Genomic DNA, 12847 nt, shown 5'->3' with positions numbered 1-12847 from the left:
AGACGCGATGGACAGCGCCCCCATCTACGACGACAAGGCCGAGGTGCGCGGCAACCTCGACCTCACGAACGCCGACTGGCAGCGCGCCGCGGAGCCGGATGCCGACCCCAACGGCGAATACGTCGAGATCGCGTTCGTGCCGCACACCGACGGCAAGACCTACATCGCCATGCGCAACTCCAAGTTCACCGGCCCGGACGACACCGTCCTGGTCTTCACCGAGTCTGAGTGGGACGCCTTCGTCGAGGGCGCCAAGGCAGGCGAGTTCGACGAGCCGTGGTGAGCCCGGGCGCGGCCCGGGACCGGGGGGATTTCACTGAATCGGGTGACCCACGTTGGGTGACCCCACCCGCGGCGCCGGAGTGGCCGCAGGAGGACACGTGGACACCGCCGTCGGGAGGTGGACGCCATTCCGCCGAGGCCCGGCGGGAGGCTGAAGAGCACTTACCTTTAGCCGGCGGGGGGCACGAGGGCCGACCGGGGTTCGTGGAGCCTGGTTCGGGGGGCTCTGGGGGGTTTGACGGTTCTCGGGATTTCGGTGGCTCTGGGGGCAGGTGGGGGCTCTGGGGACGTCTGGCCCGGTGGCGGCTTCGTGGAGCCCGCCGCGCCCACTTTCCTGACCCAAGACCCGGCCCGGTCCGAGGAGCCCAGCGCCCCTCCCGGCCGACGCTCACGGCGAGCCCGCGAGGAACTGGTCGCCCCGCGCATCGGCGGCTTCGAGGAACCGCCCGCGGAGGTCCGCGATTCGGCCCCGATCGGTTGGCCTGCCGCGGACGTCGTGGCTCCTGAGTCAGGGGAGTATTCGATCGCACCGCGGGAGGAGGAGTGGCCTGCCGAACCGCAGGCTCCGCTCCCCCTGGACGCCCCGGCCCATCCTGCTGTTGGTTCCGCTCCCTTGCTGCCGACTGGTTCGTACCCGTCGTTTGATGGGGATCGGCCGCTCATGGATGCTGGGTCCTCGGAGGGACCGCGTACGTCACCGAGTGAGGACCGCTTGCCGATGCCCCATTCACCGACGCCCGGAGCGCGACCACCGGACGAGGACCGCCCGCCTGCCATGGGCGGACCTGACCAGGTGGAGGACCCGTCCGCGGGCAGGCCGCCGATGGCCGCTTGGCAGAACCACCCGCCGACCGGACCGCAGCACCGTCCGCCCCCGGTAAACCCTGGCCGGCACCGCGACCCGGTGCTTCCGCAGCAGGGCCGTCCCGGCGCGCCGATGAGGCCTGGGCACCCGGTGGACGGGCATGGTCGACCTGGCCTGTACGACCCACCGCAGAACCGCCAGGCCCCGCCGATGGGCGACGGCCAACCCGAGGCCGGGCGACCACCGGTTCGCCCCGGTCAGCATCTGCCCGGGGACGAGCGCCCGGCGATGCGCCCTGACCCCGTGCACCCGATGGCTGGGGTTGAGGGGCCGCAGGGTCGGCAGGCACATCCGATGGCTGGGGCTGAGGGTTCGCCGGGTCGGCTTGCCCATTCCATGCCCGACGGCGACCATTCACCGGGCTTGCCTGGGCGCCCTCCAGTCGATCCGCAGAGCCGCCCCGGGCAACACCTGCCTGACGGCAGGCAGCAGGCCATGGGATCCGGCAGGCCAGATCAGGTCGGGCTTGCCCACCCCATGCCCGGTGCTGAGCGTTCGGCGGGCAGGCACGTGCCCCAGACCCATCCCGGTCAGCACTCTTTGCCGGATATCGAGCGGTCGATGCGGCCTGCGGCCGGTCATTTCGATCCACCGCACCGCCCCATGCCCGCACGCCCACCGATCCCGCCAGGCAGGCACCTGCCTGAGGCTTCCGGGCCTCCGCCTCGCCCCGGCCAGCCTGGTTCTGATGCCGGGCGCCCGATGGGCCAGCCTGGTCCCGATGCCGGCTGGCCGATGGGCCAGCCGGGCCCCGACACTGGGCGCCCTGTGGGCCAGCCTGGTCCTGATGCCAGCCGCCCGATGGGCCAGCCCGCTCCCGACGCTCCCCGTCGGCTGGACCAACGCATTCCGGACCCTCCGCGTCCGCCACTGGGGCAGCCCGGTCCCGCCGCGTCCCGCCCGATGGGGCAGTCGGGTTCTGATGGTTCGCGCCCGCCGATTCAGCCGGGTGGCGAGGCTCCCCGCCCGCTGGGGCAGTCGGGTCCTGACGGGCCGCGCTCGATGGGGCAGCCCGGCCCCGACACGTCACGTCCCATGGGCAGGCAAGGGCCTGGCGAGTCCCGCCCTCCGGCTCGCCCCGGCCAGCCCGGTCCCGACGCGCCCAGGCCGATGGGGCGACCAGGGCCGAACGCGGCCCGTCCACCGATGCGCCAACCCGAAGCTCCCCGCCAGCCGATGCGGCCGCCCGCGCCCAACCCGCAGAACCGCCCGCCCCAGCCACCCCCGGCCATCGCGGCCAAGCTGCCGCCCATCGGGGCCTTCGGCGGCGGTTTCGGACCCGCGGGCTCCGGTGGCTACTCGACCGGCAGCACTCCCGTCCCGATCCGCTCCAACGACGACCACCCCGAGCTCCCCACCGTCAAGGACCAGGAGAAAAAGCGGCCTGCCTTCCTCGTCGAAGGCGACGATGACGAGGTGTTCGGCAGTGGCGAGTTCACCGCCCCGCAGGTCATCGGGGAGTGACAGCGGGTAGTTGACCTTGTCGCCGGGGCGGTGTGGCGCAACGCTGCCATGTCATGAATCCCACCTCCTGGTGAAACGGTTCAGCCCACGTCATAGACTCGTCGACGTCTGGTTACAGCGCGGTAACCGTCTCCTGCCCAGCCTCCTGACCTTGGAGTCGCAGCGTGACCAATTCGACCCGACCCGTCGTCCTCATCGCCGAGAAGCTCGCGCCGTCCGTGCTGGACGTGTTCGGCGACGAGATCGAGGTTCGCCACGTCGACGGCACCGACCGCCCCGCTCTCCTCGCCGCCGTCGCCAGTGCCGACGCGCTGCTTGTCCGGTCCGCCACCCAGGTCGACGCCGAGGTGCTCAAGGCCAGTGACAAGCTCAAGGTCGTCGCCCGCGCGGGTGTCGGCCTCGACAACGTCGAGGTGCCCGCCGCGACCGACCGGGGTGTCCTGGTCGTCAACGCGCCGACCTCGAACATCGTCTCCGCCGCCGAGCACGCCGTGGCCCTCCTGCTGGCCGTGGCCCGCCAGGTGCCCGAGGCGCACGCGACGCTGCAGGGTGGCGAGTGGAAGCGGAGCAAGTTCTCCGGGGTCGAGCTCAACGGCAAGACCGTGGGCGTCGTCGGCCTGGGCAAGATCGGCCAGCTGTTCGCCCAGCGTCTCGCCGCGTTCGGCACCACGCTGATCGCCTACGACCCGTACGCCTCTCCCGCGCGCGCCGCGCAGCTGGGGATCGAGCTGGTCACCCTCGACGAGCTGCTCTCCCGCGCCGACGTCATCTCCGTGCACCTCCCGAAGACGCCCGAGACCAAGGGCCTGCTCAACGCCGACGCGCTCGCGAAGACCAAGAAGGGCGTCATCATCGTCAACGCCGCCCGCGGCGGCCTGATCGACGAGCAGGCGCTCGCCGACGCCGTGCGCAGCGGCCACGTCGGCGGCGCCGGTGTCGACGTCTTCGTCACCGAGCCCACCACCGAGAGCCCGCTGTTCGGCGTGCCCGGCATCGTCGTGACCCCGCACCTGGGCGCCTCCACCAGCGAGGCCCAGGACCGTGCGGGCACCGACGTGGCCCGTTCGGTGCTGCTGGCCCTGCGCGGCGAGTTCGTGCCCGACGCGGTGAACGTGGCCGCCGGGGGCGTCGTCGGCGAAGAGGTCCGCCCGTACCTGCGGCTCACCCAGAAGCTCGGCACCGTGCTCTCCGCGCTGAGCCCGAAGGCCCCCACCTCGGTCTCCGTCGTGGTCCGCGGTGAACTGTCCACTGAGGACGTCTCGATCCTGCCGCTGGCCGCCTTGCGGGGCGTGTTCTCCGGCATCGTCGAGGACCAGGTGACGTTCGTGAACGCGCCCCGCCTCGCCGAGGACCTGGGCGTGGCGATCGACCTCTCCAAGGAGTCCGAGAGCGCCAACCACCGCAGCCTCGTCACGCTGCGCGCGGTCTACCCCGACGGTTCGTCGCTGACCGTGAGCGGCACGCTGTCCGGCCTGACCCAGGTCGAGAAGCTCGTCGAGGTCAACGGCAGGCACTTCGACCTGCGCGCCGAGGGTGACGTGGTGTTCCTGGAGTACCCGGACCGCCCCGGCGTGATGGGCACCGTCGGCACCCTGCTCGGCGAGTCGGGCATCAACATCGACGCCGCGCAGATCAGCCAGACCACCGACGGCGCCGACGCGGTCATGGTCCTGCGCGTCGGCCGCTCGGTCGACCAGTCGGTGCTGGAGTCGATCGGCAAGTCCATCGGCGCCCGCACGGTCCGCTCGATCGACTTCGGCTGAGCCGCCTCCCCGAAATTTTAGGGTTGGTCGCGCTGCGTGAGCACGGTGCGTGATGGGCGCACCGTGGTCACGTGGCGTCACGGTCCCCTTGGGGGCGGTGGGGTGGGCGGCCGGTTTGCGGGCTGTCCATACGTTGAGAAGTCTGATCTCGGCCTCGGGTGTGCCCGGAATGGTTGTCATACAGCCGATTTCGGCACCGCAGGTGTAGCAGAAGCACGGTCGAGGTGTGATGAAACCACCCAGTGGGGTGGCGAGATGCGGCAATCGGGCTTATTGCCGGTAGCCTTTCGTTCGTCTACGAGGCCCTGTCAGTTCGGGCCGATACTCCGGGAGGTGTGTGCATGCGGCTCGCGGTGATCCCAGGTGACGGGATCGGGCCGGAAGTCATCGCTGAGGCACTCAAGGTGCTGGGCGAGGTCGTTCCGACCGCCGAGATCACCCGCTACGACCTCGGCGCGTCGCGTTGGCACGCGACTGGTGAGCTCCTGCCGGAGTCGGTGCTCGGCGAGTTGCGTGAGCACGACGCGATCCTGCTCGGCGCGGTCGGCGACCCTTCGGTGCCGAGCGGCATCCTGGAGCGCGGCCTCCTGCTGCGTCTGCGGTTCGAGCTCGACCACCACGTGAACCTGCGCCCGGCGCGGCTCTACCCAGGTGTGAAGAGCCCGATCGTCGACCCGGGCGAGATCGACATGATCGTCGTCCGCGAAGGCACCGAGGGCCTGTACGCGGGCAACGGCGGTCTGTTGCGAAAGGACACTCCGCACGAGATCGCCACCGAGGTGAGCGTCAACACCTCGTTCGGCGTCGAGCGGGTGGTCCGCGACGCGTTCGGCCGTGCCTCGGCCCGTCCGCGCAAGCACCTCACGCTGGTGCACAAGACGAACGTCCTCACCCACGCCGGCTCGCTGTGGTCGCGGGTGGTCGAGGAGGTCTCGCTCGAGCACCCCGAGGTCACGGTCGCCTACCAGCATGTGGACGCCACGACCATCCACATGGTGACCGACCCGACCCGCTTCGACGTGATCGTCACCGACAACCTGTTCGGTGACATCCTCACCGACCTGGCGGCGGCGGTCACCGGCGGAATCGGCCTCGCGGCCAGCGGCAACCTCGACATCACCAAGCGCAACCCGAGCATGTTCGAGCCCGTGCACGGCAGCGCGCCGGACATCGCGGGCCAGGGCATCGCCGACCCGACGGCCGCCGTGCTGTCGGTCGCGCTGCTGCTCGACCACCTGGGCCAGAACGAGTCGGCCCGGCGCATCGAGGCTTCGGTGGCGTTCGACCTCGCCACCCGCGACCACGCTTCGCCCGGTGGCACCTTCGCCATCGGCGACCGTCTGGCGGCCCTGGTGTCGTCGAACGTGCGCGTCAGCTAGCTGAAAGCACACACGAATGGCCACATCCGCTTCGGCGGGTGGCCATTCGCACGTGCGGGCACGGCGCGTTGACAGCGCCACCTCGGTGCCGCCACCATGCGTGCCACAACTTCATCCGCGGTTCGAAGGGAAAGACCGGTCAAAATCCGGCGCTGACCCGCAACGGTAGGTCCGCCTCACGGCGGACGAGCCCGACCACCTGACAACCCGCGCAAGCCAAGCTCTCTCCCGCCGAGGTCTGCGGGCGAAGTCCCTTCCGGTGTCGACGCGCGCGTGCCGGGGTCGTGGGTTTCGTTTCGGACCCGCACTCCGAAAGGTGCCTGTGTCCGCCCCTGTCCCCTTGTCCCGGCGCCCGCTCGCGCCGATGGTCGTGCTCTTAGCCGGGGTTCTCCTGGTGTCCGTGGTGTGCGGTGTCGCGCTCGGCCCGGTCCGCGTTCCCCTCCTCGACACCGTCGCCCACCTGCGCGCGGCGCTGTTCGGCGGGATCGTCGACGCCGCTGACGCGGGCACTTATCGGATCGTGTGGGAGATCCGGCTGCCCCGGGTGCTGCTCGCGGCCGTCGTCGGCGCCGGACTGTCGGTGGTCGGTGTCGTCGTGCAGACCATGGTGCGCAACGCGTTGGCGGATCCGTTCGTGCTGGGCATGTCGTCGGGGGCGTCGGTCGGCGCGTCGACGGTGGTCGTGTTCGGGGTGTTCGCGTCGATGGGCCTCTACGCGCTGTCGGTGGCGGCCTCGCTGGGCGCGCTGGTCGCCACGGTGCTCGTCTACCTCGCGGCCCGCACGTCCCAAGGCCTGACGCCGCTGCGGTTGGTGCTGACCGGGACCGCGATGGCGTACGCCTTCTCCGCGGTCACGACCGTGCTGATTTTCCTGGCGCCGCATGGGGAAGCGGCCCGGTCGGTGCTGTTCTGGCTGCTCGGCAGCCTCGGCGCGGCCACCTGGGCGATGCTGCCGCTGTCGACCGCGGTGGTGGTCATCGGCCTCGTCTACCTGCGGCTGATCGCCCGCTCCCTCAACGCTTTGTCGATGGGCGACGAGACGTCGCTGACCCTGGGCGTGGACCCGACCGCCTTGCGCCGCACGTTGTTCGTGGTGTCCTCGGTCCTCACCGGGACGCTGGTCGCGGTAAGCGGCGCGGTCGGGTTCGTCGGGCTGGTCGTGCCGCACCTGGTGCGGATGGTGGTCGGCGCCGATCACCGCCGGGTGCTGACGGTCGCGCCGTTGGCGGGCGCGGTGTTCCTGATCTGGGTGGACCTCGTGGCGCGCACGGTCGCCGCGCCGCAGGAGCTTCCGCTGGGCGTGATCACCGCGGTCGTGGGCGTGCCGTGCTTCGTGTTCCTGATGCGCCGCCGCGGCTACGTGTTCGGGGGCAGCTGATGGACATCGAACTCCGTGACCTCTCCGTCGGCTCGATCGTCTCCGACGTCTCGCTCGCCGCCGCGACCGGCACTGTCGTGGGTCTGGTGGGCCCCAACGGAAGCGGCAAGACCACCACCTTGCGCTGTGTCTACCGCTCGCTGACCCCCGACGCGGGAGCCGTGCTCCTCGGCGGCGATCCGCTCGCCGACCTGGCGCCGAAGCACAGCGCCCGGCTGCTGGCCGCGGTCACCCAGGACAGCCACGTGGACCTCGACTTCACCGTCGCCGAGGTCGTCGCCATGGCCCGCCTGCCGCACAAGGGAACCTTCGAACGCGAGAACGAGGCCGACGCCGCGATCTGCGCGGAGGCGTTGAAACGCGTCGATGCCACGCACCTCGCCGAGCGCAGCGTGCTCACCCTGTCCGGCGGGGAGCGGCAGCGGGTGCTCGTCGCCCGCGCTTTGGCGCAGCAGCCGAAGGTTCTCGTGCTCGACGAGCCGACCAACCACCTCGACATCCGCCACCAGCACGAAATCCTCGCACTCGTCGCCAGCACCGGGCTGACGGTTCTGACCGTGTTGCACGACCTGAACCTCGCCGCCACCTACTGCGACCGCGTCCACGTGCTCGCCGACGGCCGGATCGTCGCCAGTGGACGACCCGCCGAGGTGTTCACGCCACAGTTGGTCGCCGAGGTGTTCGGAGTTCGCGCGTTCGTCGTCGACCATCCCGTTTCCGGTGCCCCACAACTGCTCTACGACCGGCTTGTCCACCAAGAGGAGACCCAGTGAAGACCCGAGTCCTGGCTGTCGCGGTAATGCTGAGCACGACCGCGTGCGGTGCGCAGATCGCGGCCGACAATTCGGCCCCCGCCCAACAGGGATATCCCGTGACCATCCGCAACTGCGACGCGGATGTGAAGTTCGACCGCGCGCCGTCGCGGGTGGTGGCCAACGACATCGGCATCACCGAGATCATGTTCGCCCTCGGGCTGGCCGATCGGATGGCCGGGTACACAGTGGACCACGGGCAGGACCGCGGCATCGCGAGTTCGCCGTGGAAGGCGGACTTCGACAAGGTTCCCCGCATCGCCGAGGACATCGCCGTGGAACCGATCCAGGGCGCCAACGCCGATCTTGTGTTCGCGGGCTGGAACTACGGCTTCAACGAGACCAAGGGACTCACCCCCGACAGCCTCAAGGCGTTGGGAGTCCAGAGCTACCTGCTCACCGAGTCGTGCCGCAACGGCGTGGGCAAGCAGCGGGGGATCATGGACCCGCTGGAAGCCCTCTACACGGATCTGCGCAACCTCGGGACCGTGTTCGGCGTCCGGCAGCGGGCCGATGAACTCGTTGCGGGCTACCAGAAGCAGGTCGCCTCGGCGGCGGCGTTGCCCGCGGACTGGAAGCGGCCCAAGGTGTTCCTCTACGACGCCGGGATCGACCAGCCCTTCACCTCCGGGCGCAACGCCGGTCCGCAGGAGATCATCGCGAAAGCGGGCGGTGACAACATCTTCGGCGACCTCGACGACAGCTGGACCACGGTGAGCTGGGAGTCGGTGGTGCAGCGGGCGCCCGAGGTCATCCTGATCAACGACTACGGCAACGGCCCCAGCGACAGCATCGAGGCCAAGAAGCAGTTCCTGCTCTCCCATCCCGCGCTGGCGAGCGTGCCCGCCATCCAGAACCAGCGGTTCTACGTGCTCCCGCGGCGCTCGTCGAGGGCCCACGCAACCCCGCCGCGATCGTGGAGTTCAACAAGTTCCTGACGCAGCACTAGCCCGACTGACGCGCACGGAACGCAGCCGCCTTGACCCGGTTCTGGCAAGCCGTGGAACAGAACCGCCGCGTTCCGTTGCGCGAGAGATCCAAGTAGGCCCGGTCGCACGCCGTCGCGTTGCAGATGCCGAGCCGGTCGATCGTGGCGTTGCCGAGCACGATGGCCAGGCTGGTGGCCATCGACGCCGCCCAGCTCTCGTCCCACGGCGCGTCGACGGCGTGGAAGTGCAGATGCCAGGGCTCGCCGTCGTGCCGCGCCAAAGTGGGCAGCGCACCCGCTTCCCGCATGACCTGGTTCACCTCGACGCACGCGGCGTCGACATCGCCCGCGTCCACGGCCGTGACAGCCCGGTGCAGCCGGACCGCCCAAGCCGTCAGCCTCGCGGCGGCGGCCTCGTCCGGCGGGCCGCCCCACTTCGGGTTGACCGACGCGATCGCCCTGGTCATGGCCTCGGAAAGGTCGTCGGGCGCGGGAGACTCCCGGCCGCGCCGGTATCCGGGGGACACCTCGTTCATCAACGCCAGGGCAGCCTGGGCCACCACACTTGAGTGACTGTCGAAGTCCACTTGACCAGTCACGTCCTCTTCTCTAGGTTTGTCACTGTCGTTCTTGAATACGCCAGTTACCGGAGGGGCTTGTGGACACGATAACCGCACAGAAGTGGCTGGACCGGTGGGACACCCAGCAGGAGCGCTACGTCGCCGACCGGGAAGAGCGGTTCCGGGTCGTCATCGACGTCGTTCGGCAGGCCACGGCGGGCATCGCCAAGCCGCGGATCGTCGACCTCGGCTGCGGCCCGGGCTCGCTGGCCGAACGCATCGCCGACGCGCTCCCGCACGCCGAGATCGTGGGCGTGGACGCCGACCCGCTGCTGCTGGAGCTGGCGAACTCCGCCGCCCGGGCCGACGTCCGGTTCGTCCGGGCTCTTCTCGGCGACCCGGCCTGGGCGGACGCCGTGGGCATGGCGGGGGAGTGGGACGCCGTGGTGTCCAGTACCGCCCTGCACTGGCTCGCGCCGACCGAGTTGGCCCAGGTGTTCGCCACCGCCGCGGGCAGGCTCCGGCCCGGCGGTGTGCTGGTCAACGCCGACAACATGCATCTCGACGGCCCGCTCGACGCCTACGCCAAGGTCGTCCGGGAGGCTCGCGCGATCCGCGTGGGCGTCTTCGACAACGAGGACTGGCGCGCCTGGTGGGACGCCGTGCTCGCCGAGCCCGGCATGGGCGCCCTCGCCGCCGCGCACTCCCAGGTCGCGATCTCCCATGACTCCTCCAGCGGCCTCACCGTGGGTGAGTACGTGAGCCTGCTGACCGGCGCGGGCTTCGCCGCCGCCGCCGGTCCGGTCTGGCAGTTCGGCGACGACCACGTCGTGGTCGCGGTCCGCTGACCTGCGGCGCCGACTTGCGGGTCCCAGGGCTTGGGAACCTGGGTCCGCGAGTTGGTACCGCCGGGTCCACTGTGGCACTATCTGGACGTGGCCACTTTCTCCATGATCATTATTGACGAGCGCGCTGGGTAGCAGAGCTACACACCCGGCGCGCTGACCTCCCGCATCCATGCGGGGGGTCTTTTTGTTTTCCGGCCAACGAAATGCCCTCTGACCCAGGAGCCCTCCGTGACCCGCACCTCGCCCGCAGGCACACCGCTCGGCGACGCCTTCCACATGTACGACACCACCCTGCGCGACGGTGCCCAGCGGGAAGGCATTTCCTACTCCGTCACCGACAAGCTCGCGGTCGCCCGGCTGCTCGACGACCTGGGTGTGGGCTTCATCGAGGGCGGCTGGCCGGGCGCGATGCCCAAGGACACCGAGTTCTTCGCCCGCGCGGCCAAGGAACTCGACCTCAAGCACGCCGCGCTCGTCGCGTTCGGCTCGACCCGCCGCGCCGGGGCGAAAGCCGACACGGACCCGCAGGTCAGGGCGCTGCTCGATTCCCAGGCGCCGGTCATCACGCTGGTCGCCAAGTCCGACCGCAGGCACATCGAACTGGCTCTGCGCACCGACGTCGACGAGGCCGCGGAGATGGTGCGCGACACCGTGGCGTTCCTGGTCGCCGAGGGCAGGCGGGTGTTCCTCGACGCCGAGCACTTCTTCGACGGCTACGCGTTCGACTCCGACACGGCGCTGCGGGTGATCGGCGCGGGCATGGAGGCGGGCGCCGACGTCGCCGTGCTGTGCGACACCAACGGCGGGCAGCTCCCGCTTGGCCTGGCCGAGACGGTCCGCGAAGTCATCGACCGCACCGGTTTTCGGGTCGGCATCCACTGCCAGGACGACACGTCCTGCGCGGTGGCCAACAGCGTCGCGGCTGTGCAGGCGGGCGCGAGCCACGTCCAGTGCACCGCGAACGGTTACGGGGAGCGGGCGGGCAACGCCGACCTGTTCGCCGTGATCGGAAATCTCGTGACCAAGCTCGGCATGCGGGTGCTACCCACCGAAGCCATGCCCGAGCTCACCCGGGTCTCCCATGCTCTTGCCGAGATCGCCAACATCGCTCCCGACACCCACCAGGCTTATGTCGGGACGTCAGCGTTCGCCCACAAGGCGGGCCTGCACGCGAGCGCGATCAAGGTCGACCCGGAGCTTTACAACCACATCGATCCGGTCATCGTCGGCAACGACATGCGGGTGCTGGTCACCGAGATGGCCGGCCGGGCCAGCCTGGAGCTCAAGGGACACGAACTCGGGGTCGACCTGGCCGGCAGGCCTGACGCGTTGAACAACGCGCTGGCCAAGGTCAAGGAACTGGAGGCGCGCGGCTGGTCGTTCGAAGCCGCCGACGCCTCCCTGGAACTGCTGCTGCGCGACGAGGTCGGCGGCGCGGAGGCGGTGCGCGCGCCGTTCGAACTCGAGTCCTACCGGGTGATCCTCGACCACCGCATCGACGGCGAGGTCGTCTCCGAGGCCACGGTGAAGGTGCACGTCGCGGGCCGCCGGGTCATCGCCACCGCCGAGGGGAACGGGCCGGTCCACGCGCTCGACGCGGCACTGCGCAAGGCGCTGGTGCCGCACCTGCCGTGGATCGACGAGGTGGAGCTGACCGACTACAAGGTCCGGATTCTGACTTCAGGTGGCAGCCCGCGTGCAACCGAACACGGCACCGATGCCGTCACCAGGGTGTTGGTGCAGTCCACGGACCACGGGCTCGAATGGACCACGGTCGGCGTGCACGGCAACATCGTGGAGGCCAGCTGGCTGGCCCTCTGCGACGCGCTGACGCACAAGGCCATGCGGGTCCGGTCGGGTGTGCCGACAGGTGGGGGCCTGCGTCCGTAGGCCCCTGAGGGCAGAGGAGGCAGTCGGGTGCGTCGGATTCAGGTAGCGGCGGCAATCGTGTCGGTGGCCATCGCGGTCACCGGATGTGCGGGCGGCGGCACTCCGCCAGGCAACGCCGCACCGCCGCCCAGCTCGGCGCCCCCCGCCTCCGACGTCTGGCACACCCGCGCGACACCCGCCGCCTCGGCCAAGCAGGTCGGCATGCCGGACACCTGCCCGATGCCCGTCGCGTTCGACATCGCCCAGGAGTGGGAAGTCGTGCCCACGGCCCCGGGCGGGTCGCCGCGCGGTGGTCTCTCCTTGGCCTGCCAGGTCAAGGAGAGCAGCGGGAAGGCGGCGTTCGTGCGGGCCTGGGTGGGCACCGAGGCAGGCGCGACCCCGCGCGGGGCGCTGGAGAAGTTCCTCGGGGCCGAGGGCGCCATCTCCGACCCGCAGTACCGCGACACCGACGTCGGCATGGGCGAGGGCGTCGAGGTGACCTACGTCAAAGAACAAGGCGCGCGCGCCCGAGCGTTCGCCATGGTCACCCCGCTGCGTTCCGTCGTCGTCGCGGTAACGGCCGACGACGCCACCGACTACGACAAGGCCCTCCCCGGCTACCTCCTGGCCAAAGACTCCCTCACCCCGACGGAGCGCTGACCCGTTTCGGCCGCGAGTCCAACGTCCACGACGTTGGAC

Annotated in this window: 11 protein-coding genes; 10 read left to right on the top strand and 1 reads right to left on the bottom strand. The window is 70.4% G+C overall.

Features of this window, described 5'->3' with window-relative positions; translation table 11 throughout:
• The first annotated feature begins 7 nt into the window (after positions 1-7).
• The 7 genes from ACRDSQ_RS00650 (at position 8) to ACRDSQ_RS00620 (ending at position 8881) form a co-directional block, all read left to right on the top strand.
• Entirely contained in the window at positions 8-283 is a 276-nt protein-coding gene (locus ACRDSQ_RS00650) for a DUF397 domain-containing protein (RefSeq protein WP_431417826.1), read from the top strand.
• Positions 284-2293: 2010 nt separating this feature from the next.
• Positions 2294-2611, top strand: coding sequence for a hypothetical protein (locus tag ACRDSQ_RS00645; protein WP_431417825.1), 318 nt, complete (start codon positions 2294-2296; stop codon positions 2609-2611).
• A 164-nt stretch (positions 2612-2775) separates the two neighbouring features.
• A complete protein-coding gene (gene serA / locus ACRDSQ_RS00640; protein WP_431417824.1) occupies positions 2776-4374 on the top strand; it encodes a phosphoglycerate dehydrogenase in 1599 nt (532 codons plus the stop codon).
• 341 nt (positions 4375-4715) lie between these two features.
• On the top strand, positions 4716-5753 hold the full coding sequence (locus tag ACRDSQ_RS00635) for a 3-isopropylmalate dehydrogenase (protein ID WP_187221353.1): 1038 nt from the start codon (positions 4716-4718) through the stop codon (positions 5751-5753).
• Positions 5754-6117: 364 nt separating this feature from the next.
• Complete coding sequence (locus ACRDSQ_RS00630; RefSeq protein ID WP_431417821.1) at positions 6118-7131, top strand: FecCD family ABC transporter permease; 1014 nt, start codon at positions 6118-6120, stop codon at positions 7129-7131.
• Positions 7131-7904: an ABC transporter ATP-binding protein gene (locus ACRDSQ_RS00625; RefSeq protein ID WP_431417819.1), complete on the top strand. Its 774-nt coding sequence runs from the start codon at positions 7131-7133 to the stop codon at positions 7902-7904. The genes ACRDSQ_RS00630 and ACRDSQ_RS00625 overlap by 1 nt, the downstream gene beginning before the upstream one ends.
• On the top strand, positions 7901-8881 hold the full coding sequence (locus tag ACRDSQ_RS00620) for an ABC transporter substrate-binding protein (protein ID WP_431417817.1): 981 nt from the start codon (positions 7901-7903) through the stop codon (positions 8879-8881). The genes ACRDSQ_RS00625 and ACRDSQ_RS00620 overlap by 4 nt, the downstream gene beginning before the upstream one ends.
• A gap of 7 nt (positions 8882-8888) precedes the next feature.
• Here the strand turns inward: ACRDSQ_RS00620 and ACRDSQ_RS00615 are convergent, their stop codons facing one another.
• A complete protein-coding gene (locus ACRDSQ_RS00615) occupies positions 8889-9470 on the bottom strand; it encodes a CGNR zinc finger domain-containing protein (protein ID WP_431417815.1) in 582 nt (193 codons plus the stop codon).
• A gap of 59 nt (positions 9471-9529) precedes the next feature.
• Here ACRDSQ_RS00615 and ACRDSQ_RS00610 point away from each other — a divergent pair, with 59 nt between their 5' ends.
• From ACRDSQ_RS00610 to ACRDSQ_RS00600, 3 genes are all read left to right on the top strand, one after another.
• On the top strand, positions 9530-10279 hold the full coding sequence (locus ACRDSQ_RS00610; protein ID WP_431417813.1) for a class I SAM-dependent methyltransferase: 750 nt from the start codon (positions 9530-9532) through the stop codon (positions 10277-10279).
• Positions 10280-10507: 228 nt separating this feature from the next.
• Entirely contained in the window at positions 10508-12169 is a 1662-nt protein-coding gene (cimA, locus tag ACRDSQ_RS00605; RefSeq protein WP_431417812.1) for a citramalate synthase, read from the top strand.
• A gap of 27 nt (positions 12170-12196) precedes the next feature.
• Complete coding sequence (locus ACRDSQ_RS00600; protein ID WP_431417811.1) at positions 12197-12808, top strand: lipoprotein; 612 nt, start codon at positions 12197-12199, stop codon at positions 12806-12808.
• The last annotated feature ends 39 nt before the right edge of the window (positions 12809-12847 follow it).

The sequence above is a fragment of the Actinokineospora sp. genome (genome assembly GCF_050699995.1).
Classification (GTDB): domain Bacteria; phylum Actinomycetota; class Actinomycetes; order Mycobacteriales; family Pseudonocardiaceae; genus Actinokineospora.
Note: the sequence above shows the minus strand (reverse complement) of the source record. Positions and strands in the feature narration are given on the sequence as shown.

Bases quoted from the DNA above. Each gene is read 5' to 3' on its own strand.
- ACRDSQ_RS00625 (WP_431417819.1), top strand. From the start codon at position 7,131: ATGGACATCGAACTCCGTGACCTCTCCGTCGGCTCGATCGTCTCCGAC.
- ACRDSQ_RS00630 (WP_431417821.1), top strand. From the start codon at position 6,118: ATGGTCGTGCTCTTAGCCGGGGTTCTCCTGGTGTCCGTGGTGTGCGGT.
- ACRDSQ_RS00650 (WP_431417826.1), top strand. From the start codon at position 8: ATGGACAGCGCCCCCATCTACGACGACAAGGCCGAGGTGCGCGGCAAC.
- ACRDSQ_RS00645 (WP_431417825.1), top strand. From the start codon at position 2,294: ATGCGCCAACCCGAAGCTCCCCGCCAGCCGATGCGGCCGCCCGCGCCC.
- ACRDSQ_RS00635 (WP_187221353.1), top strand. From the start codon at position 4,716: ATGCGGCTCGCGGTGATCCCAGGTGACGGGATCGGGCCGGAAGTCATC.